Origin of the sequence: Pedobacter sp. MC2016-15 (assembly GCF_026239695.1) — a bacterium.
GTDB lineage: Bacteria > Bacteroidota > Bacteroidia > Sphingobacteriales > Sphingobacteriaceae > Pedobacter.
The window spans coordinates 785,953-806,395 of record NZ_JAPIVS010000001.1 but is presented as its reverse complement, the minus strand read 5'-3'; the positions used below and the strand labels follow the sequence as shown (position 1 = coordinate 806,395).

The following is a 20,443-nucleotide window of genomic DNA, read 5'->3' as shown; positions in this document are numbered from 1 at the left end:
TGGTCTAGGGCTTTATTCTTTTTGCCAGATCGAGCTCAAGCGCGCGGATATCTGATAACACAATCTCGGCCATCTTTTTTGCCCCGAGCTCGCTGAAATGGGTATCGTCAATCTTCCCTTCAGGATAATTCGGGCTTTCCCCTGGTCGTAAATGGTTGAAGAACTTTTTCGATCCTTCTGCTCCGGCTTGCTGCAGGAGTGCCTGGCTTTCTCTGTCGAGATCGATCAGGGGGACACGCTGTGCTGCGGCAACTTTACGCACAAGTGCAGCATACACTTCATGGGTACCTTCTAATTTTCCTTCAGCATTAAACTTGCGGCGGGCTGCAGGGGTAATCAATACTGGATATGCATTCTTAAACTTTACGTCTTTGATAAAACGGCTGAGATTTTCTGTGAACTCATCCTCAGTAGTATAACTTTTCTTGGTAGGTACTTCATCATTGTGCCCAAACTGTATCAGGACATAATCTCCTTTTTTCAGACTGTCGGTAATAGATTTCCAGAGTCCTTCATCAATGAAGGTCTTGGTGCTGCGGCCGTTTTTTGCAATATTCTTTACGGTGACACTACTGTCAAAAAAATGCTGAAAGGGCATGCCCCATCCGGTTTCCGGAAAGGCTTTGGCTGCTTTATCAGACATAGTTGAATCTCCTGCCAGATAGACGGTGATGTGCCTTGGAGCCAGCACAAACGACATCGTTACGATTGCCATGACTGCTATCAGGATGTAGCTTACATATTTTGATGTTTTCATAATTGATCCGATATCAAAATAAATGTAACCAAAAGAGAATACAAGAACTGATCAAAATGCGCAATCGTTCCCGGAGCAATAAACCTCGCTTATGCTTGTTTCTTTTTGAGCGCTCTGCGCATATTTCTGATATACGAAACCGGAACATCAGCAATGCGAGCCGCTTGCTCATCAGTGATTTTTAGCTCTGATAGGAGGTTTGCTACGACAATGTCTGTTTTCTTTTTCTCTGCATACTTGTAAAAAACATCATTCTCAACCTTAAAAAATGAACCTAATGAATCCATAACCTTTAATAATTCTTGTTCAACACCTGTACGTAATCGTGCAAATATACGTAATTGTTTAAAATATCTACTTTTATTTAAATTTTGAGCTAATGATTTATCGATTCCATCTACAATGGTCTTAACGACTTTGTATCGGCTATCACTTCTATAATTGGCGAGTATTCCTAACATCTTTATCTCTGGATTTTCTGACCTGAGAAACAGTTTGTAATCGATATCATTTAATCTGATTAGTTCGAAATCGAATGTTAAGTGTTCATTTACGATGTTAGTTGGCATTTTAGGATTCTTTTCGGATAGAAATATTACGAACTGTTTCACAGGAAGTTTATATTTCCGCAATAGCATGATATAATAATCTGCCATGCGATAAACCATTTCGCTATCATCACTGCGTTGAAATTCCAGATGAAGTACATATGATTTCCCCTGAGAATCCGTGATTTTCTTCAGCGCATCTGGTTTTCTTTCCTTGGTATGCTGAATATCATCAGGCAGCTCCTCACTATCACATACGTCCAAAGCAAGCACGTCCCTGATGATTACCGGCAGGGTGACGTCCAGATTCTCCTTTATGATCTTGTCATATTGGCTGGCTTGCTGGGTTGCTTCGCTTCGCATTGACACGAAGCAATGGTACTTTACTTTAAATCACAAAGTCAAATTTTAAAATAAATAATTTTCAGAATATATGCGAGATTGAATCATAGTATGACTTCCCCCGGAATCCCTAAAATCAGTGATGGATTTTTCAGAAGTTGAGATAACTGAATTAATCCTAGTAAAACTGTAGTTTATTTTATAATATTACGATTTGGAATTTCACCTGTTATCAATGAAACACGTTTATACTTTTGTCGCGCTCGGAACCCTGATGATATGTAGCCTAACTGCCTGCAGGCAAAAAACTACACCAGCAACAGTAGCTACAGAAAAAAAAACTCCCACTTATAAAAAAGCAGCAATTTGCTGCGAATCCAATATCCCAAGCCGCTTTAAACTGGCAAGTGTAGACCTGGATGCAGACCCTCTTGCTACAGCCGGACCTGCTGGTTCACACAAGAATATGGTCTGGGTGAAAGGTGGTGATTTCATGATGGGGGGCGACAATAAACAGGCCGGACCTGATGAGTTTCCAAAACACAAGGTAATCCTGGATGGCTTCTGGATTGACGTCACAGAAGTAACCAATGCACAATTTGCCGCCTTCGTAAAAGCGACAGGCTACAAAACTACAGCTGAACAAAAACCAGACTGGAATGAACTTAAAAAACAAGTGCCCCCGGGAACTCCTGAGCCAGATCCAAGTCTGCTGGTACCGGCTTCGCTGGTGTTTAAACCTACGACGGGAGCAGTAGAACTCACCGATTACAGTCAGTGGTGGACCTGGGAGAAAGGGGCCGACTGGAAGCATCCGCAGGGGCCGAAAAGTAATATCAAAGGCAAAGACAATTATCCCGTGGTGCACATCTCCTGGTTTGATGCGAAAGCATATTGCAAATGGGCCGGGAAAAGGTTACCTACAGAAGCGGAGTGGGAATGGGCAGCCAGGGGTGGATTAAAGAACAATATCTACCCATGGGGGAATGAACCCATCAATACCGGCAAGTCAAAGGCCAATACCTGGGAAGGTAATTTTCCTTACAAAAACACCCTAAAAGATCATTTTTATAATGCTGCGCCGGTAAAGTCTTTCCAGGCAAACGGATATGGATTATATGATATGGCAGGTAATGTATGGGAATGGTGTTCGGATTATTATGATAACAAATACTATCAAACGATAAATAAACCGGCTGGGGTGAAAGATCCTTCAGGCTCTGCCTCGTCGTATGACCCCGAAGAACCATATGCAAAAAAACGTGTCATCCGTGGAGGATCCTTTCTTTGTAACGACAGCTACTGCTCTGGTTTCCGCGTGGCGCGAAGGATGAAGAGTACGGAGGACAGTGGTATGGAACATCTGGGCTTCAGATGTGTACAGGATAAGTAATAAAAAAGGGGAAATACAAAGTATTCCCCCCAATTTCAATTTACAATGAAACAGGTCACAATTGGCGTTGGCGCCTGTCTCAGATCACGAATTAAAATTGGTGTAAAGATATGACAAATATTCAAAATGCCCGACGCTTATCCGGAAGGCATGAATAAGAATGGAACCTATTTAATTATAATTCTATGAATATCAGATATTTACTTGTGTTATTGCTCGCTGGCTCCGCCCTAAGTAATATAGCCTCTGCGCAGACAGCTCCAGCTAAATCCAAACGTCCCAATATTATCTTTATCCTCTCGGATGACCATGCCTACCAGGCAATTGGTGCTTATGGCAATAAAATAGCGAAAACACCAAACATCGACCGCCTGGCAAACGAGGGTGCACTGTTCAAAAATGCGATCGTAACCAATGCCATCTGTGGTCCCAGCAGGGCAACTTTCCTCACGGGGAAGTATAGCCATAAAAATGGCTATCCCCTGAATGAGCAGAAGTTTGATACGGATCAGCAATTGTTTCCCAGCCTCTTACAGGAAGCCGGATACCAGACCGCATGGCTTGGGAAATGGCATCTTGGTAACCTGCCGAAAGGATTTGATTACTACAACATTCTCAATGCCCAGGGCCAGTATTATAATCCTGATTTTATCAGTTCCGCAAGAGATACCACAAGGATTGAAGGGTACGTAACCAATATCATTACCCAGCTCGCCACACAGTGGATCGATAAACGCGATAATTCGAAACCCTTTTTCCTGGTAGTGGGAGAGAAGGCTACACACAGGGAGTGGTTTCCGGATCTGCCGGATTTAGGTGCATATGATGATATTACTTTCCCACTGCCCTCCACGTTTTACGATTCTTATGAAACAAGGCTCGCTGCGAAGGATCAGGACATGACGATCGACAAAACGATGGTGCTGACAGACGACCTGAAGGTGCATGCAGATTATGACCTCAGCGCCGAAGAGCTGAAACAGGAGCGGGAGGCTTTGATTAAAAAGCTTTTTGGAAATTCGAGGCCCACTGCCGCTCAGGAAAAAGCGATCGATAAAATACTTAAGGGAGGTATGTACCGCAGGTTTAACCCTGAACAGAAACGTGTTTTCTCTGCCTATTACAACAAGATCACAGCGGACTTTGATGAGAAGAAACTCAAAGGAAAAGCCCTGGTGGAATGGAAATTCCAGCGATACATGAAGGATTACCTGGCTACAGCGAATTCACTCGACAGAAACATCGGTAAGCTGCTGGACTATCTGGATCAGACTGGCCTTGCAGAAAATACGGTGGTGATTTATGCCTCAGATAATGGTTTCTACCTGGGAGAACACGGTTGGTTCGATAAACGTTTCATATATGAAGAGTCGCTGCATGTACCGCTTGTTGTGCGTTATCCGAAAGTCGTGAAAGCGGGTTCTGTTGTCAACGGCATTGTACTGAACAACGACTGGGGTCCTACGGTACTTGACATCGCAGGACTTCAAACACCGGCAGCCATGCAGGGGAGATCTTTTCTCCCGCTCCTGAAAGATGAAGCTACAGCAAAAGACTGGAGAAAGGATGCCTATTATCACTATTATGAATTCCCGCGTCCACACCATGTACATCCGCATTTTGGTATCCGCTCCGACAGGTATACTCTGGCCAGATTTTATGGTGAAATCAATAGCTGGGAACTGTTCGACCTCCAGAAGGATCCGCAACAGCTGCACAATATCTACGGAACCAAAGCTGCTGAAGCTATAACGGCCGACCTGAAGCTGAGGCTGAAGAAACTGATCGGGCAGTATGAGGATACTGAAGCACTGAAAATATTCGGCGAAAAGATCTGAGCGTATGCTGATATAGCTGAGGGCATCTACAGGAAGAATACTGCGCATGACAGTAAAAGGTTTGTGCAGTGTTTTTCTATATTTACAGCGTGAAACCAAATAAAGATTTCCCGCTCCATCACCTCCCTGCAACTCATTTTCTGGCAACAGATCAAAGTACAGCATTCGGAGAGCATATGCCCAGTCACCGCATAGATTTCTATGCAATCGTATGGTTTTTGGAAGACGGCGGCACTCATTATATTGATTTCGAACCTCAGCCGGTGCAAAAGCACGTCATCTACCTGATCGGTAAAAACCAGGTACACTCTATCCCTGTGGCCTCATTGCCAGGGGCCAAAGTAATTGCCTTTTCTGCAGCCTTCTTTGATCAGATTCGGGAACCTTTTTTGCGGCAGTTATTTTCTCCCTTTCAGAATGCGGGGCTACCGATTCCGGAAAACATGATCGAACCGATGTCACAGTTATTCAGCCTGATCTTACTGGAGCATCAGCAGGAGGCAGACGGCGACTTGCTTAAAACATACATCACTGCTTTTCTCACCCATTTATACCGCTTTGGTAAACATCAGCAGGTAACGGCAGAAAATGAGGACTTCAGGATGTTCCGCGTATGTCAGCTGATAGAAACACATTTCAGGGAGGAGCGTACGGCTGCCTTTTATTCCGGCATCATAGGTCTGACCCCCAAGCGCATCAATGAGATCCTGCGACAAAAATCAGGTATCACCATCAGCGGATTGATCAATCAGCTCCTGCTTGTTGAAGCCAAACGTGAACTGTACCATCGCCGGCTATCGGTCAAGGAGATCGCCTACAAACTCGGCTTTTCTGATCAGTCGTACTTTGCCAGGTTTTTCAGGAAACATACAGGCATGACACCCGAGCAGTTTAAAGCGAAAGAAGCTTCATCCAGAATCCCCTAGAGCAGCGAGAAACTGTTAAAGTTCAGATTGTGCTGATTAAGGTTCGTATTGTGCGGTACTTTGTCTTCACTGTCCCCAACCTTTGTTTGTTATATATTCAGAATATTTAAACAACGCAAATGGAAAGATTAAAAGATAAAGTAATCGTGATTACAGGCGCCGCTATGGGCCTGGGTTATGCTGCAGCTCTGGAAGCCGCTAAAAATGGCGCTTTGCTGTCGCTGGTCGACTATAACGGAGAATCACTGGAGAAGTCTAAAGCCGATATCCTTGCCCAATATCCTCAAACCCGTATCCGCATTTCAGTAACTGATGTGTCTGAAGAAGCAGTGGTAAAACAATATGTTGATGATACGATCGCTGAGTTTGGCCGTATCGATGGATTTTACAACAATGCAGGAATAGAAGGCCGTCAGGCACCGATGGTCGATTACGATCTGGATGTCTTCAAAAAAGTAGTTGATATCAACCTGATGGGGGTATACTATGGTATGAAATACATTATCCCGGTGATGCAAAAGCAGGAGTATGGCCGTATCGTCAATGTAGCTTCAGTAGGAGGAATCAGGGGTGTGATGAACCAGACCCCGTATGTGGCGACTAAACACGCTGTCTCAGGTATCACCAAGACTGCTGCCCTGGAATACGGAAAGTTCGGTATTTCCACCAATGCTATCGCTCCGGGAGCAATACTGACGCCGATGGTTGCCGAAGCCTTCAGACAGGTAAATCCTGAAGATCCTAAAGCTGCCGAAACCGTGTATGCACAGGCCAATCCAACCAAGAGATTAGGTTTACCGGAAGAGGTGGGAAAACTCGTCGTGTTCCTGCTGAGTGAAGACTGCAGTTATGTAAACGGGCAGATCATCGCCATTGACGGCGGACAATCCAATTCTTACGGAAACGTTTAATACTTGCAGAGCTTACCAGACAAAAGCTGGTAAGCTTATTTTATTTTCGTAAACAGCATCAGTCCCGTAGACCAGTTGAAGGTCGTCTGCACAAAGTCGCTTCTCTGTTTGAGCGTTTCTACCAATGCATCCACTCTTGACGAATGCCCTTCAGGCCAGTTCGGCTGTGGCAACAGGTCATCGATCAGGTAAAATCCTCCCACTTTGATCAGCTCAAGAGTCTGATCCAGTACTTCAAATTTCCCCGGCATGGCATCTGCAAAGATCAGATCAAACTGTTCGCCATCGTAAAATGTCAGCCATTCATTGCCATCCGCAGTATCAATTGATATTCTCAGGTCATCACTAAAAGTATCAATGGCTACCTGCTGAAAATCCGCATTAATATCAATTGATATGATCCTCGAACTTTCATCTGCGCCTTCAGCGATCCAGGCGAGAGATAGCCCTGTGCCAGTGCCGATATCCAGGAAATGCCCTGATGGTTTTGAAGCTACTAAGGTCCGGAGCAGCGATCCTGTTTTCAGATCGGATGGCATACTGAATTGTAATTTCGCACTAGCCTCCAGTAGCTGAGCGTAGTATTTTGGGACAATAATCTGTTCGTCGTCTAACATGCTGATGGTGATGTGTTTTCTTGTGATTACGTCCTGTAAACTATGTAATAAATTCCGTTATCCCGAAAAAATGTGAAAAATAACGCAAAATGCCCAAACATTTTAGCAGTAATGTTGTATTAATTACTCCGCACTTGCGGAACCAATACTCCTTCTAATCAGATATATGAAGCTATTGCTACCAAAGAAGTACATTTTCCTGGCCATGCCCTTACTCGTTTTTACCGCGCAGGCACAGGAAATACCCGATACGCTAAAGCGCCGGCAAGTACAAACCGATTCACTGAAAAAACCAGTGGCCCCGAAAGATTCTGTACCTCCAACCACTGCCAGTCAGGCTGATACTGCTGCACAGGGAATTGTGAAAGGGATTGTGAAAGATGAAAAAGGGCTGCCCGTTCCGGGAGCTGTAGTGCAGATCCGCGGACAAACCTCAAAGGTGCTTACTGATGCCAAAGGGCAGTTCAGTATTCGCCTGCCCAGCGTGACCAGCGCGATACAGGTTTTATTTGTAGGTTATACGACCAAGATCATTCGTCCGGGGGAACAAAAAAACATCACGATCACGCTGGTTCCTTCCAGCAAAGTGCTGGATGAAGTAGTGGTGACAGGATATTCTTCACAGCAGAAGAAAGACCTTACAGGTGCGGTATCCATTATCAAACCTTCTGACATTGACAATATGCCCGTTGGTGGTGTGGATCAGGTACTGCAGGGTAAAGCTGCCGGGGTTTCTGTAACCCAGGGAACAGGTGCCCCTGGTGAAGGTATTGCGGTTCGTATCCGTGGTATCGGTACCATCAACAATAACAACCCGCTATATGTGATCGATGGGGTGCCTACACCTTCAGGCATCAACCAGATTTCTCCCTCAGATATCGAAAGTATCAATGTCCTCAAAGATGCATCTTCAGCATCCATCTATGGGGCAAGAGCATCGAACGGGGTAGTGGTTGTAACCACTAAAAAAGGACAATCCGGCAAAGCCAAATTTAACATCAGTCAGTATACCGGTGTGCAGGTGCATGGGGATCTGATTAAGATGGCCAATACACAGCAATACGTAACTGCTTTCAATACTGCGGCAGCAGCCGATGGCAGGGAGCAGATCCCGGCAAGTCTCGCTGCAGGACTACCTGATGTGAACTGGCAGAAGGAAGTACTGAAACCGGCGGTGGTAAACAATACCAACTTTTCTGTGAATGGTGGAAATGAAACCGGCAATTATATGGTCTCCGCGAATTATTTTAAACAGGATGGACTGATCAAAAATAGTTCGTACGACAGGCTGAACCTGCGTACGGCCATCAACAGCACATTATCAAAAGTATTTTCAACGGGGGTAAACCTAAACCTGTCTTATGCAAAAACCAAACAAGTAGGTGCATCAGGCGACGGCTTTGGGGATGGAAACCAGGGAGCCAGTGTAATGCGTTATGCGTTGTTCCGTACTCCTGCCACGCCAGTATTTAAAGACAATGGTGATTATGTAGATCTTCCGGAAAACCCTGCCTTCTTCGGAGACGGACTTAACCCGGTGGGTTATGCGGATAACTTTGACAGGGGTTACAATGCCTATAGTGTGTTGGGAAGCATCTTTGCTGAAGCTAATATTGCAAAGGGCCTGAAGCTGCGCACAACATTTGGCGGTAACCTGGTGATTACAGACTTTAAGCAGTTCTTCGCCATCTGGGGAAGCGACCGCTCGCTGAACTCCCCGGGAAGTCTGGCACGTTCCAACTCCAACCAGTTTGATTACAACTGGACAAATACCCTGACCTATAATATCAAACTTGATAAAAACCAAACGCTGAACCTGCTTGCCGGAACAGAGGCGATCAAGAGTCGCACGAATGGCCTTTCCGCTTCAAGGTCGATATTTCCTAACCAGTCGCCCAACTTCCAGTATCTCGATAACGGAATAGGCGTACAGCAAAACGGGGAGAACGAATCGCGCTGGGCACTATTTTCTTTATTCGGCCGTGCCGATTACCAGTATGCTGATAAATACCTGGCCAGCTTCACGGTTCGTCGTGACGGATCATCGAGGTTAAGTCCTGATAACAGGTATGGGAACTTCTATGCAGGATCCATAGGATGGCGCCTTGATCAGGAGGAGTTCCTCAAAAGTTTTGAGCAGCTATCTCTGCTGAAACTGCGTGCCAGTATCGGGCAGACGGGTAACCAGGAGATCAGCAATTATGCGTATACGACACTCAATTCCTTCGTAGGTTTCTATCCGTTTGGGGGATCGCCTCAGATCGGAAACTCACTGACATCGAGGGGAAACAGCAATATCACCTGGGAAACAAGTACACAGACCAACTTCGGACTTGATGTCGGCTTCTTTGATAACAACCTGCAGTTAAGTGCTGATTATTTTATCCGTGATAATAAGGATATCCTGTTTGCCAATCCGCTGGCGCCAAGTGCCGGGGGTGGAACGAGTCCTTTTATCAATGCAGGAAAAGTACGCAACCAGGGATTTGAACTGCAGCTTTCATACCGCAGAACCTTGTCTGACGACTGGAGTTTTGATGTTTCGGGAAACCTGGCAACACTGCAAAATAAAGTGCTTTCACTGGCGGGTTTACCAATATTTGGCGGACGTATAGGAAACGAATACAATGCTACATTAACTACCGTAGGGCAGCCGATCGGTGCATTTTACCTGATCCCAATGGAAGGGATCTTCCAGAATGAGCTGGACATCTTTACGCACGCTTACCAGGGTGTGGGAATACGTCCCGGAGATGTAAAGTATAAAGATACAAATGGTGATGGTGTCATCAATGAGAACGACCGCGAGATTGCCGGCAGCCCGATTCCAAAACTGACTTACGGCTTTACCGGTAATGTAAAGTTCAAGAGCTTTGACCTGAGTTTCTTCTTCCAGGGAGCTTATGGAAACAAGTTATACAATCAGGTAGCTACAGATTCTGAAGGTTTCTACAGGGCTTTCAATATTACGGAAAGGGTGGCTACAGGGAGCTGGACCGGCGAGGGAAGTACCAACGAGTTCCCGCGTTTGACATGGAACTCCGCATCATCTACCAACAATACCAGACCTTCTACACGTTTCCTGGAGAGCGGCTCATACCTGCGTCTGAAAAATGCGCAGATAGGGTATAGCTTTACGCCAAACATGTTGTCAAAGCTGAAGATCGCGTCAATGCGCGTATATGTCAGCGGTCAGAACTTGCTTACGTTTACCAAATATACCGGACTTGATCCTGAGATTTATACCAGCAGTAATGCGCAGGGCGAAGGCGTAAGAGCTGTTGGAATCGACTGGGGTACTTATCCCTCGGCCAGAATTTACACTTTAGGCCTTAATGTTAACTTTTAGATCCATGAAGAATTTATATATACTACCGCTATTTGTTTTGCTGCTGCTTGGTTCAGGGTGCAAGAAATTCCTTGATCAGCCAGCGCTGGGTTTTTACTCTGACGAAGACCTCTTCAGTACGGATGCCACTACGGTCACTGCGGTGAATGCTGCCTATATTCCTTTAACCTTTACGGATGCTTCTGCCAACCCGGTGTGGGTGCTGGGTGATGTAGCCTCGGATGATGTGGTCATCGGTGGAAATGCGGGTGAGCAGGCCGACTTTACAGGTGTCGATTTGTTTAATATTCTGCCTACAAATGCTGCCGTGCAGGCTGTATGGTCGCGCTTTTACAATGGCATCAACCGTTGTAATGTGGTTACCGATGGACTAACGGCAGAAAACACCAAGGTATCTGAAACAGTGAGGACGCAGGCGCTGGCGCAGGTGAAATTCCTCAGGGCTTACTACTATTTCATGCTGACGAATTTCTACGGGAATATTCCCTTGCGTTTGAAGGTGGCTACACTTCAGGATGGCAAGGTTCCGGCATCTACACAGGCACAGGTATATACGCAGATTGAGAAAGACCTGACGGAAGCAGCAGCAGGTTTACCGGAAAGATGGACAGGCACAACAGATATTGGCAGGGCTACAAAAGGGGCAGCGCTCGCCCTGCTGGCTAAAGCATCTTTGTTCCAGCAGAAATATACTGAAGCTGCGGCTTTTGCCACACAGGTAGAAGGTTTGGGATATCAGCTGACAGACAATTTCAGGGATAATTTCAGTGCTTCAGCAAAAACGAATAATGAGGTGGTTTTCTCCGTATGGCATACCCGCGGGGCACAACCGCTACAGGGAAATTCACTGAACTACTGGTTTGCACCGCGCTCTTTAAACGGGGCAGGGGTGTTTTACCCTACACAAAGTCTGGTGGATAACTTTGAGAGCAACGACCCGCGTCTGGATCTCACCGTAGCCAGAACCGGACAGCCTTATTTTGACAGCGAATTTCAGACATCCTGGACGACCACAGGATATCTCTCCAAAAAACATGTACAGCCGATCAGTGAGGTTCCCTCTACGACAAAAAATGATGGTAACCTCAATTTTGAAGCGATCAGGTTTGCAGATGTGCTGCTGATAAAGGCTGAAGCACTAAACGAACTTGGACAGTCCTCGGCTGCTTTGGTGCCTTTAAACAGGATCCGTGACCGTGCCCGCAGGAACTTCAGCGGTCCTGCGCCAGCAGGATTACTGCCTGCACTGACGACGACAGATCAGTCGGCATTGAGGACGGCCATCCGTCGCGAGCGCCGTTCAGAACTGGCACTGGAATTTCAGCGTTTTCTGGATGTGATGCGTTACGGACAGGCTTATGCGGAAGCGGCTATTCGTCCGGGAGCGCCTAATTTCAACTATACAACCAACAAATTCTTCCCTATTCCGCAAACAGAAATAAATGTGAGCGGGGGACTATAATCTGAATGATCATGACTCTTAAGAAATATAATACATTGTTTTTTGCTTCCCTGCTGACTGCGGTGGTGGTTTCATCCTGTAAGGATGATGATGTAAAGCCGGATTATGCATCCAATAAGGCGACTTTGCAGCAACTCACAGATTCTGTCAGTCAGGTATACACACAGAGTGTAGAAGGACACGATCTGGGCCAGTACCCCAAACAGGCGCGTACGACCTTAAAACAGGCGGTAGACCTGGCTACGCAGGTCATCACGGGAGAGCATACCCAGGCAGAAGTGAACAATGCTTTTGCCAACCTGCGCAGGGCAGTGGTAGATTTTACGGCCAGGAAGATCGCAGAAGTGGCGCCGGAAAACCTGGTGGCAAAATGGCTGTTTAACGGAAATCCGATGGATGCCACGGCTAACAAACATGATGGTACGCTGATGTCGGGTATTATTGGCAATGCAGCAAACCACTCTGACGGTGGTGTTTTGCCTGTGCTGACGACCGACAGGTTTGGTACTGCCAACAGTGCATATGAATTTGCCAATGGTGCCTATGTTGAAGTACCTTACGCTGCCGCACTGAATCCGGAAATCCTGAGTCTGAGTTTATGGATCAATCCCAAAGAATCTTACGGTGATAATTATATCATGTCACTGAACAAATGGAATGGCTTTAAGTTCCAGCTGCAGTCGGACAACTTCCTGTTCCTGACACTGAAAACTGGCTCGGCAACGTACGACCGTGACAGTAACCCGGGTAAAATGGTGAATGGTGCATGGCATCACGCTGTGGTTACCGCCGGAAATGGACAGATCACGTTTTACGTAGACGGTGTACAGGTGAAGTCGGAAAGTGCTGCGGGAACAGCATTTAAGCTGGTTACGCCGGTGAATCTGGCAATCGGGCAGATCCTGCCAAAAGGAATCCTTAACTTTACTGATACTACAAGTCCTTTCTATTTCTCCAATGCGGCGTTTTTTAAGGGCTCTCTGGATGATATCAGGTTCTATAATAAAGCGCTGAGCTCTGATGAGGTCATGAGAATATACAATAATGAAAAACCAGATTAATCGCTTTATACAGTTAGAATACAGTAGTGGTATCATTCTTTTATTCAGTGTTTTAATAGCGATCCTTTGGGCTAATTCGGGTTTCCAGGGATCGTACCACCACTTATGGGATATCAAACTCGCCCTTGGGGCTGGTTTGTACCAGCTGAACGAACCCATTCATATCTGGATCAACGACGGACTGATGGCGATCTTTTTCTTTGTGATCGGGCTGGAGCTGAAAAGGGAATTTCTGGAAGGGGAGCTGTCCTCGCTGGGCAAGGCCACGCTACCAATGGCTGCCGCCTTAGGAGGGATGATTGTGCCTGCCCTGATTTATTTTCTGATCAATAAGGATACCTCAGCAGAACATGGCTGGGGGATACCGATGGCTACTGATATCGCTTTTGCTTTGGCCTTGTTATCTATGGCAGGAAAACATGTTCCGGCATCAATAAAGGTATTTCTCTCTGCATTGGCCGTGGCTGACGACCTGGGGGCTGTACTGGTAATTGCCTTCTTTTATACCTCAGGAGTGGATTTTGTAGCCTTAGGTATCGCTGCGATATTTGTGTTTGTGCTGGTGGCAGGAAACAAGGTCGGGATTACTTCTGTATTTTTCTATCTCGTTGTCGGTATCGCCGTCTGGCTCTGTTTCCTGTTATCAGGCGTACATGCTACACTGGCAGGCGTTGTTGTGGCCTTTACGATTCCATCCGGGAGACTGCTGGAAAGGATGGAGCACGGTCTGCATCCATGGGTGGCCTTTCTGATTATGCCGCTGTTTGCATTGGCCAATTCCGGCATCAGTATTGGCGGAGATTTTCTGAATACGATTGTCAATCCGGTATCCATCGGCGTAAGTGCCGGACTGGTGCTGGGTAAATGCATTGGGATATTTCTCTTTACCTGGATCATGGTGAAGATAGGTGCTTCCAGGCTCCCTTCGGGGGCAACCTGGAAACACTTGTTTGGCATGGCGCTTTTGGGCGGAATCGGCTTCACGATGTCCTTATTTATCAGCGGACTGGCATTTAAGGAGTCACTGCTGATTGATCAGGCCAAGTATGGGATTTTGATTGGATCTGTGGTAGCGGGAGTGCTGGGAAGTATGGTGTTACGCGCTGACTAAATCTGCAATGATCAGTTTTTTCATTTTCATGACTTCCTGTAATACGCGCTGGCCGCGTTCGGGATCTGTTACCAGCTCTCCGATATTTTTAGGTACAATCTGCCAGCTGAGGCCATATTTATCCCTTAGCCATCCGCATTGAACTTCCTGTCCGCCATCTGCGGTCAGCTTATCCCAATACTCATCGATCTCTGCCTGAGTATCACAGTTCACTACCAGGGATGTTGCTTCATTGAATACTGCATGGTGATCTGCTGAGCTGTCCATTGCGGTAACAATCAGGTTGTTGATCGTGAATTGTGCATGTTTAACCAGTCCCGCTGTGTCATCATCCTCCCCGGTATATTCCATGATACCCCCAACTCCCGAATTGGGAAAGAGCTGACTGTAAAAATTCACTGCATCTATAGCTTTGCCCGCATTGTCGCCGGTAAACATCAGCGAGGGCCAGATCTTTTGTGTGACGCCATCATTGCTGCCGGTATACAATTGCCAGGAGACCCCGAATTTATCCTGCACCCAGCTGTAACTTTCACTCCAGTCGTATTTGTCGAGCGGCATGAATACCTGCCCACCTTCAGTAAGACTTTGATGGTATCTGGCTGTTTCTTCAGGTGTTTCACTGATGACCATGAAGGAAAATGTAACATTGGGTACCGATGCAGTACCATCATTGAGCAGCATAAAGTGTTGTCCGCTGAGCTCAAGAAAGGTGACAATAGGGTTAGTGCTGAGCACTTTTCCCTTTCCAAAAGTCTGCAGATAAAAATCTGTGGCTTCTGCTACCTTGTCTTTCAGGATAAGGCAGGGATAGATTGCATTCTTAACTGTTGGTGTTTCCATAAGAGATGTATGTTTGTGAAACCTGGTCGGTTATCACAAACATACTATCCTTTTGAAAGAATTACCGGGTGTGTGCACGACATCATGAGGGGCTGATCGCGACAACGTACGATCTGTTTCAATCGATATATTCAAGTGCAATGTTATTTTTCTTTGTGAAGTGTTCAATAATTGCCTGATACTGTTTTTTATCCAGGGCATCAGGATAATACCTTTTATCCCGGCTGACATCTGTTTTTTTAATGCAGATTTTTTCTATATCACGGCTAAACACAAGATTCCCGTGGATCTGAGCCTCAATATATTTGAACATCGGAATAGAGTCTGGCGCCAGACTGATGCCACTGACCTGTTTGTATAACCGCTTGAGTATAGCTTCATGCATATGCAACAGAAGTCTGTCCATGTGGAAATAATCAGCAGTATAAAGAGAGATGTCTGGTTGTGATTTGTAACGAAAGGAATCACGGTCTGTAAAGGTACATCTATGCTTTACATGCTCTTTCAGCACCATATGCGACCAGCCATAATCTCCTGCAACGGCTCCAAATTTTTGTTTTTCGAAATTAATGGCAGCATATTTCGGACGTAACTCCGGTTCAAAAGAGCGGTTATTTCCTTCATCATATGTACCAAATAATTTAATTCTGGTTGTCACAGAATCAAGAGCTGATGAAAATGCGTTTTTGTGAGTTAGTCTTCCGCGGTTAGCAGAGAAGTCGAACATTTTTTCCTCAACTTCATCCCGGTGCTCCATATACGTTTTTGATTTGGGACGGCTGAAGCAGTTTTCAAAAATATCTTTGTTCAGGGGAACTTTAAAGAGCGCATCCGCTTCAAAATTGATCGTCAGTTTAGAGTCTCTCAAGTGAGCAATCATTTGTTTTCGCACTTCAGCTGATTCATGGACGCTTATTTTCAAATCTCTTGCCAGCCGAAATTCCACCTGAACTTCGTCCAGCACCTGCGTATGTTCAAGCTCATGGTCGGTGAGCGATAAAATGTCACTGGCAGCGAGCCGCGCTTTTACCCTGTTTTTTGGTTCAGGTATGCGTTTGGGCCTTTTTTGTAATTTCATATCACCTCGATTCTATTGTAGATATAAAATTATAGCACATAGAATCGAGGTTCAATACCCTAAATAGGTGAGATTAGAATTTAATCTGCAGCTTCTCTGCAACGAGTTTTCCACCTGCATAATATTCAAAAATCCAGTTGTCATTCTTTTTGAAGACAATACCGTTGGCAGTCCCGTTGCTGGCAATAAATTGATTTTCTGCTGAAGTTTTGTAAAGGGTAAGAATGATTTTTGGCGCCGTGTCAATTAACTGATATCCGTTGGCAGTAGGCTGCGCATACAGCGTTCCGGCTGCAAGTTTGCTTTCTGCAGCATTAGCGCTTGCTGTGCCTGCCGGAACTGCAGTAGAAGCCGCTGGTGCCGTCACTGCTGCTGAAACAGTTGCTGCAGTAGCTGGGCTTGTTGTAGCGGCGGCAGGTGTATTGGCAGAAACTGCTGCACTCGCCGCAGGTGTACTTGTGCTGGCAGAGACAGGAACGGCCGCAGTTGCAGCTGAAGCGGGCTGATAGGCATAAGGAGTATCACTTAGTGAGGTGAATGCATCTCTTAAGGCCAGATTATAGGATACATTATATTCTTTTTCCCTGCTTTTTCCCTGTTTAGTTTCAAAAACAGTCTTACCATAACAGTCTTTTAACAACATCGTTACGTTGGTGCTGAACATGGTGTTTTTTTCAAGCAGATCAGCCACCAGCGCAGTACATTTATTGTTCGCAATTTCTGTTGGCAGCTCGTCATTATCCAGATATACCGTAAAACCTTTGTCCTGCAGCAATGCCTTGGTGAGGGTATTTAACTTATACTGATCTTTTTGTTTAAGAAAAGCGAATTTCTCTGGTACGATCACATATTTATAATTATTAATCGTGTTCTGGGCAGAGACTGAAAAGGGGAGCAGTACAAGAAATAATAAAATGTATTTGTTCATATCGTAAATGGATTTATCCAGCAAATATATAAAAACCATTATCCTTTTTTCTACGTAGGTGAACCATATCAATCTATAATTGACAGTTGAAAATCCATATCGCCCACAACCATTACGGATCTTTATCGTAATAGGACTTATCTTTCTGATAGGTCTTAAGGTCGCGGCACCGGTACTGAGGGTTTCAAAGCTTTTTGTGAAGACGGTTACGCTTACCCCTGACGCGGAATCGGAAAAGTCGGATAAAGAAGCCGACAGCGATTATAACAAGAACAAAGAGTATTACAGTAACTATAACAGTAATGATCATTGCCATTCATGGTATACCGAAGTTGTCCATTTTTCTTCGTATGCCATCGATTATGTTTCTTCCCACTATTATCAGATTACCACACCGCCCCCTGATTCAAGTTTACAATCTATCGTTTAATATCGGGCTATTGAGCCTCACATTTATCATTGTAAACAACATCCTATCTTATGAAAAACTTTAAATTACCCATGGCGGGTTTGGCGATCTTATGTGCCACAGTTCTAACTATATCAGCTTGTAAAAAAGACAAAAATGACAGCGTAAACAACGAACCGGGCATTATTGGTCCTGATCTGGCATTATTTGCGCTGACAAACAACAATCAGCTGCTGACCGTGAATGCGAGAAACGTTTCTTCCATTACCAAACAATCGGGCATCACGGGTCTGCAAACTGGCGAAACCTTATTGGGCATTGATTTCAGACCTGCTACCGGAACATTGTACGGAATCGGAAGCACCAGCCGCATTTATGTAATTAATACAACCACAGGTGCAGCTCAGGCAGTTGGTACGGCACCATTTACCCCTGCAATCAGTGGTTCTGCTATTGGTGTGGATTTCAATCCTACTGTAGACCGTATCCGTCTGATCACCTCTTCGGGACAAAATCTCAGGTTACACCCCGAGACAGGAGCTGTTGCCGCAACGGATGCGCCGCTCAATGGCGTGAATAATGCAATTGTGACTGCTGCAGCGTATACCAATAACCGCGCAGGTGCAACATCAACCGTATTATTTGACATCGACGTAACCACAGATAAATTGTATAAACAAGACCCGCCAAATGACGGTAAACTTGTAGAAGTTGGAGCCCTGGGTTTTGATGTGGAGCAAGCGGGTGATTTTGATATCAGCTCGGATGGAACAGTTGCTATTGCGGCGTTAAAAGTTGCCGGCCAAACCAATTTGTACAGCATCGACCTCACTTCAGGTAAAGCAACCAAAATTGCAAACAATTTCAGCAATACGATTATCAGCATTGCTATACCAATCGCACCTGTAGCATTATAAACAGGCAATGTCTGCTTAGGGTAACATTATTCCCTATGTTAAACAACATGGTAAATATTGAGTTGATTTGCAAGAATTGACTCACACAGGGTCAGCAATACTATTGTCTGGCCCTGTTATATTTTAATAACATATGGAATATATCAGATTAGGCAAAACAGGAATGTCTGTCTCGCGCATTGCGCTGGGCACCATGACTTATGGTACGCCAACAGAGCGCTGGCCATGGGCATTAAATGAAGAACAAAGCCGGCCCTTTATCAAAAAGGCGCTGGAACTGGGCATAAACTTCTTTGATACGGCAGATGTATATACAGACGGGGCAAGTGAGGAAGTGCTGGGAAGAGCCCTGCGCGATTTTGCAAAAAGGGATGATTATGTATTGGCTACCAAAGTATTCATGCCGATGAGTACCGATAAAAGCCTGAATGGTAAAGGTTTGTCGAGAAAACATATCATGAGTGCTATTGACGCGAGTTTAAAACGTCTGGGGACTGACTACGTAGACCTTTACCAGATTCACCGCTGGGATTATGAAACGCCCATTGAAGAAACAATGGAAGCGCTTCATGATGTGGTAAAAGCCGGAAAAGTCCGCTACATCGGGGCTTCATCCATGTACAGCTGGCAGTTAGCGAAAGCACAATACACGGCAGACCTAAATGGATGGACGCGTTTTGTGTCGATGCAGCCGCATTATAACCTGATCTACAGGGAAGAAGAAAGAGAGATGATTCCTTTCTGCCAGGATCAGGGACTGGGAATTATCCCATGGTCGCCACTTGCCAGGGGATTACTTACCGGTAAAAGGACTAAAGAACGTAACGAGACAGAACGCTCAAAAACTGATGCTTTCGGTAAATCTCTGTATTCCGTGGATTCGGATTTTGATATTGTAAACAGGGTTTCAGAAATTGCTGAGCAAAAGGGTATCCCTAATGCACAGGTGGCGCTGGCCTGGATGCTTTCGAAAGATGGTATCACCTCACCGATTATTGGTGCAAGCAAACCCGGACATATTGAAGATGCAGTAGCAGCAGTTTCTGTAAAATTGAGCGATGAAGAGATCCAATCTTTGGAAGAGCTTTATCAACCTCATCCTGTATTAGGATTTGAATAATATCATTTTAGATTGGCCTTTCATACAGAGAGGCCAATCTTTTTTACTTTCCTACTCTCATCAGGATTGGGAAGGTGACATCTCTCTCTGCATCGCCCCAGGCATCCTGTAAATCTGAGATGACCAGATCCAGCGGATTGCTGTCGTTGGCCTTTTTGTAATGTTGTACGGCCGACCAGGTATTCAGATACCCGATGAGTTGTTCAAAATTCCAGGAAGTTTTAATGGAAAGCTCCGGGACAGGTACCTCCTGAAAAGGAAAAGGCAGGGTATGGTAACCCTGATCGATGTACTTCCGCTCCTCATCCCAATAGGGGCCTAAAATTGTCTTGTACAGTTTATGGATAATGATATCCAGCTCTTCATTGATCTGCATCACCCCATATCCGAAGGCTGCAAAAATCCCGAAAGGCTTTAAGGTACGTTTCACCTCTGCATAAAAAGCATCGAAATTGAACCAGTGGATAGCTTGTGCAACCGTAATCAGGTCGAACGTGTTATCCTCAAAAGTACTTTTGTCAGAACTCTGCAGCAGGTAGGTGATATTGTCTTTTTGTACGGCGTGCGACAATTGGTTCTGACTGATATCCGTACCATACACGTCTGTGAAATGTCTGGCAAGCTCCCGGGCAACCTGGCCATTACCTGTGGCACAATCCCAGGCGGTATGCTGCTCACTTAAAAGGGAAAAAAGAAAGTCGTATAATTCGGATGGATACGTAGGTCTGAACTGTGCATATCCCGCTGATTGTACTGAAAAATTATCCTTCATAAATGGGGTTAAATGTTTAAAGCCGATTTAAAACTAACTTGTAAAACCTCCAAAAAACGAA

General features: G+C 45.4%; 18 protein-coding genes. 11 read left to right on the top strand and 7 right to left on the bottom strand.

The annotated features are described in order from the left end of the window. Nucleotides 1-4: 4 nt before the first annotated feature. Together OQY15_RS03630 and OQY15_RS03625 are read right to left on the bottom strand one after the other, a co-directional pair. Entirely contained in the window at nucleotides 5-757 is a 753-nt protein-coding gene (locus OQY15_RS03630) for a rhamnogalacturonan acetylesterase (RefSeq protein ID WP_265787862.1), read from the bottom strand. An 89-nt stretch (nucleotides 758-846) separates the two neighbouring features. Next, nucleotides 847-1,668, bottom strand: a complete 822-nt coding sequence (locus OQY15_RS03625) for a hypothetical protein (protein ID WP_265787860.1) — start codon at nucleotides 1,666-1,668, stop codon at nucleotides 847-849. A 214-nt stretch (nucleotides 1,669-1,882) separates the two neighbouring features. Here OQY15_RS03625 and OQY15_RS03620 point away from each other — a divergent pair, with 214 nt between their 5' ends. The 4 genes from OQY15_RS03620 (at nucleotide 1,883) to OQY15_RS03605 (ending at nucleotide 6,715) form a co-directional block, all read left to right on the top strand. Continuing rightward, nucleotides 1,883-3,040: a formylglycine-generating enzyme family protein gene (locus tag OQY15_RS03620; protein ID WP_265787858.1), complete on the top strand. Its 1,158-nt coding sequence runs from the start codon at nucleotides 1,883-1,885 to the stop codon at nucleotides 3,038-3,040. A 185-nt stretch (nucleotides 3,041-3,225) separates the two neighbouring features. Then, nucleotides 3,226-4,878, top strand: a complete 1,653-nt coding sequence (locus OQY15_RS03615; protein WP_265787856.1) for a sulfatase — start codon at nucleotides 3,226-3,228, stop codon at nucleotides 4,876-4,878. A gap of 89 nt (nucleotides 4,879-4,967) precedes the next feature. Further along, the gene (locus OQY15_RS03610; protein ID WP_265787854.1) at nucleotides 4,968-5,804 is read left to right on the top strand and encodes a helix-turn-helix domain-containing protein; all 837 of its coding nucleotides are present in this window, start codon (nucleotides 4,968-4,970) and stop codon (nucleotides 5,802-5,804) included. Nucleotides 5,805-5,923: 119 nt separating this feature from the next. After that, the gene (locus tag OQY15_RS03605; RefSeq protein ID WP_265787852.1) at nucleotides 5,924-6,715 is read left to right on the top strand and encodes an SDR family oxidoreductase; all 792 of its coding nucleotides are present in this window, start codon (nucleotides 5,924-5,926) and stop codon (nucleotides 6,713-6,715) included. Nucleotides 6,716-6,750: 35 nt separating this feature from the next. Here the strand turns inward: OQY15_RS03605 and OQY15_RS03600 are convergent, their stop codons facing one another. Continuing rightward, a complete protein-coding gene (locus tag OQY15_RS03600; RefSeq protein WP_265787850.1) occupies nucleotides 6,751-7,332 on the bottom strand; it encodes a methyltransferase domain-containing protein in 582 nt (193 codons plus the stop codon). A gap of 166 nt (nucleotides 7,333-7,498) precedes the next feature. On the opposite strand from OQY15_RS03600, the gene OQY15_RS03595 reads away from it, so the two are divergent. The 4 genes from OQY15_RS03595 to nhaA are packed head-to-tail and all read left to right on the top strand — an operon-like array spanning nucleotide 7,499 to nucleotide 14,315. Beyond that, a complete protein-coding gene (locus tag OQY15_RS03595; RefSeq protein ID WP_265787847.1) occupies nucleotides 7,499-10,681 on the top strand; it encodes a TonB-dependent receptor in 3,183 nt (1,060 codons plus the stop codon). A gap of 4 nt (nucleotides 10,682-10,685) precedes the next feature. Further along, complete coding sequence (locus OQY15_RS03590) at nucleotides 10,686-12,143, top strand: RagB/SusD family nutrient uptake outer membrane protein (protein ID WP_265787845.1); 1,458 nt, start codon at nucleotides 10,686-10,688, stop codon at nucleotides 12,141-12,143. Nucleotides 12,144-12,154: 11 nt separating this feature from the next. Further along, complete coding sequence (locus OQY15_RS03585; RefSeq protein WP_265787843.1) at nucleotides 12,155-13,204, top strand: LamG domain-containing protein; 1,050 nt, start codon at nucleotides 12,155-12,157, stop codon at nucleotides 13,202-13,204. Next, nucleotides 13,188-14,315 carry a Na+/H+ antiporter NhaA gene (gene nhaA, locus OQY15_RS03580; RefSeq protein ID WP_265787841.1) on the top strand — a complete coding sequence of 376 codons (1,128 nt, stop codon included), beginning with the start codon at nucleotides 13,188-13,190 and terminating at the stop codon, nucleotides 14,313-14,315. Before OQY15_RS03585 ends, nhaA begins: the two co-directional genes overlap by 17 nt. On the opposite strand, the gene OQY15_RS03575 is transcribed toward nhaA, so the two are convergent. The 3 genes from OQY15_RS03575 to OQY15_RS03565 form a co-directional block, all read right to left on the bottom strand. Beyond that, nucleotides 14,301-15,158 (bottom strand): VOC family protein, encoded by an 858-nt coding sequence (locus OQY15_RS03575; protein ID WP_265787839.1) that lies wholly within the window; start codon nucleotides 15,156-15,158, stop codon nucleotides 14,301-14,303. The two genes, nhaA and OQY15_RS03575, sit on opposite strands and share 15 nt — an antisense overlap. Before the next feature lie 118 nt (nucleotides 15,159-15,276). Next, complete coding sequence (locus OQY15_RS03570) at nucleotides 15,277-16,236, bottom strand: DUF3626 domain-containing protein (RefSeq protein WP_265787837.1); 960 nt, start codon at nucleotides 16,234-16,236, stop codon at nucleotides 15,277-15,279. Nucleotides 16,237-16,309: 73 nt separating this feature from the next. After that, nucleotides 16,310-17,164 carry a hypothetical protein gene (locus OQY15_RS03565; RefSeq protein ID WP_265787835.1) on the bottom strand — a complete coding sequence of 285 codons (855 nt, stop codon included), beginning with the start codon at nucleotides 17,162-17,164 and terminating at the stop codon, nucleotides 16,310-16,312. Between the two features lie 79 nt (nucleotides 17,165-17,243). Between OQY15_RS03565 and OQY15_RS03560 the strand changes: the two genes are divergently transcribed. From OQY15_RS03560 to OQY15_RS03550, 3 genes are all read left to right on the top strand, one after another. Beyond that, nucleotides 17,244-17,594 carry a hypothetical protein gene (locus OQY15_RS03560; RefSeq protein ID WP_265787832.1) on the top strand — a complete coding sequence of 117 codons (351 nt, stop codon included), beginning with the start codon at nucleotides 17,244-17,246 and terminating at the stop codon, nucleotides 17,592-17,594. Nucleotides 17,595-17,644: 50 nt separating this feature from the next. Further along, entirely contained in the window at nucleotides 17,645-18,490 is an 846-nt protein-coding gene (locus tag OQY15_RS03555) for a DUF4394 domain-containing protein (protein WP_265787830.1), read from the top strand. A 133-nt stretch (nucleotides 18,491-18,623) separates the two neighbouring features. Beyond that, nucleotides 18,624-19,610 (top strand): aldo/keto reductase, encoded by a 987-nt coding sequence (locus OQY15_RS03550; protein ID WP_265787828.1) that lies wholly within the window; start codon nucleotides 18,624-18,626, stop codon nucleotides 19,608-19,610. A gap of 43 nt (nucleotides 19,611-19,653) precedes the next feature. Here the strand turns inward: OQY15_RS03550 and OQY15_RS03545 are convergent, their stop codons facing one another. Next, a complete protein-coding gene (locus OQY15_RS03545) occupies nucleotides 19,654-20,382 on the bottom strand; it encodes a class I SAM-dependent methyltransferase (RefSeq protein WP_265787826.1) in 729 nt (242 codons plus the stop codon). Nucleotides 20,383-20,443: the final 61 nt, after the last annotated feature.

What these genes read in the sequence shown, in the direction of transcription:
- OQY15_RS03630 (WP_265787862.1), bottom strand. Translation starts at nt 757, where the DNA reads ATGAAAACATCAAAATATGTAAGCTACATCCTGATAGCAGTCATGGCA.
- OQY15_RS03625 (WP_265787860.1), bottom strand. Translation starts at nt 1,668, where the DNA reads ATGCGAAGCGAAGCAACCCAGCAAGCCAGCCAATATGACAAGATCATA.
- OQY15_RS03620 (WP_265787858.1), top strand. Translation starts at nt 1,883, where the DNA reads ATGAAACACGTTTATACTTTTGTCGCGCTCGGAACCCTGATGATATGT.
- OQY15_RS03615 (WP_265787856.1), top strand. Translation starts at nt 3,226, where the DNA reads ATGAATATCAGATATTTACTTGTGTTATTGCTCGCTGGCTCCGCCCTA.
- OQY15_RS03605 (WP_265787852.1), top strand. Translation starts at nt 5,924, where the DNA reads ATGGAAAGATTAAAAGATAAAGTAATCGTGATTACAGGCGCCGCTATG.
- OQY15_RS03600 (WP_265787850.1), bottom strand. Translation starts at nt 7,332, where the DNA reads ATGTTAGACGACGAACAGATTATTGTCCCAAAATACTACGCTCAGCTA.
- OQY15_RS03595 (WP_265787847.1), top strand. Translation starts at nt 7,499, where the DNA reads ATGAAGCTATTGCTACCAAAGAAGTACATTTTCCTGGCCATGCCCTTA.
- OQY15_RS03590 (WP_265787845.1), top strand. Translation starts at nt 10,686, where the DNA reads ATGAAGAATTTATATATACTACCGCTATTTGTTTTGCTGCTGCTTGGT.
- OQY15_RS03585 (WP_265787843.1), top strand. Translation starts at nt 12,155, where the DNA reads ATGACTCTTAAGAAATATAATACATTGTTTTTTGCTTCCCTGCTGACT.
- nhaA (WP_265787841.1), top strand. Translation starts at nt 13,188, where the DNA reads ATGAAAAACCAGATTAATCGCTTTATACAGTTAGAATACAGTAGTGGT.
- OQY15_RS03575 (WP_265787839.1), bottom strand. Translation starts at nt 15,158, where the DNA reads ATGGAAACACCAACAGTTAAGAATGCAATCTATCCCTGCCTTATCCTG.
- OQY15_RS03570 (WP_265787837.1), bottom strand. Translation starts at nt 16,236, where the DNA reads ATGAAATTACAAAAAAGGCCCAAACGCATACCTGAACCAAAAAACAGG.
- OQY15_RS03565 (WP_265787835.1), bottom strand. Translation starts at nt 17,164, where the DNA reads ATGAACAAATACATTTTATTATTTCTTGTACTGCTCCCCTTTTCAGTC.
- OQY15_RS03555 (WP_265787830.1), top strand. Translation starts at nt 17,645, where the DNA reads ATGAAAAACTTTAAATTACCCATGGCGGGTTTGGCGATCTTATGTGCC.
- OQY15_RS03550 (WP_265787828.1), top strand. Translation starts at nt 18,624, where the DNA reads ATGGAATATATCAGATTAGGCAAAACAGGAATGTCTGTCTCGCGCATT.
- OQY15_RS03545 (WP_265787826.1), bottom strand. Translation starts at nt 20,382, where the DNA reads ATGAAGGATAATTTTTCAGTACAATCAGCGGGATATGCACAGTTCAGA.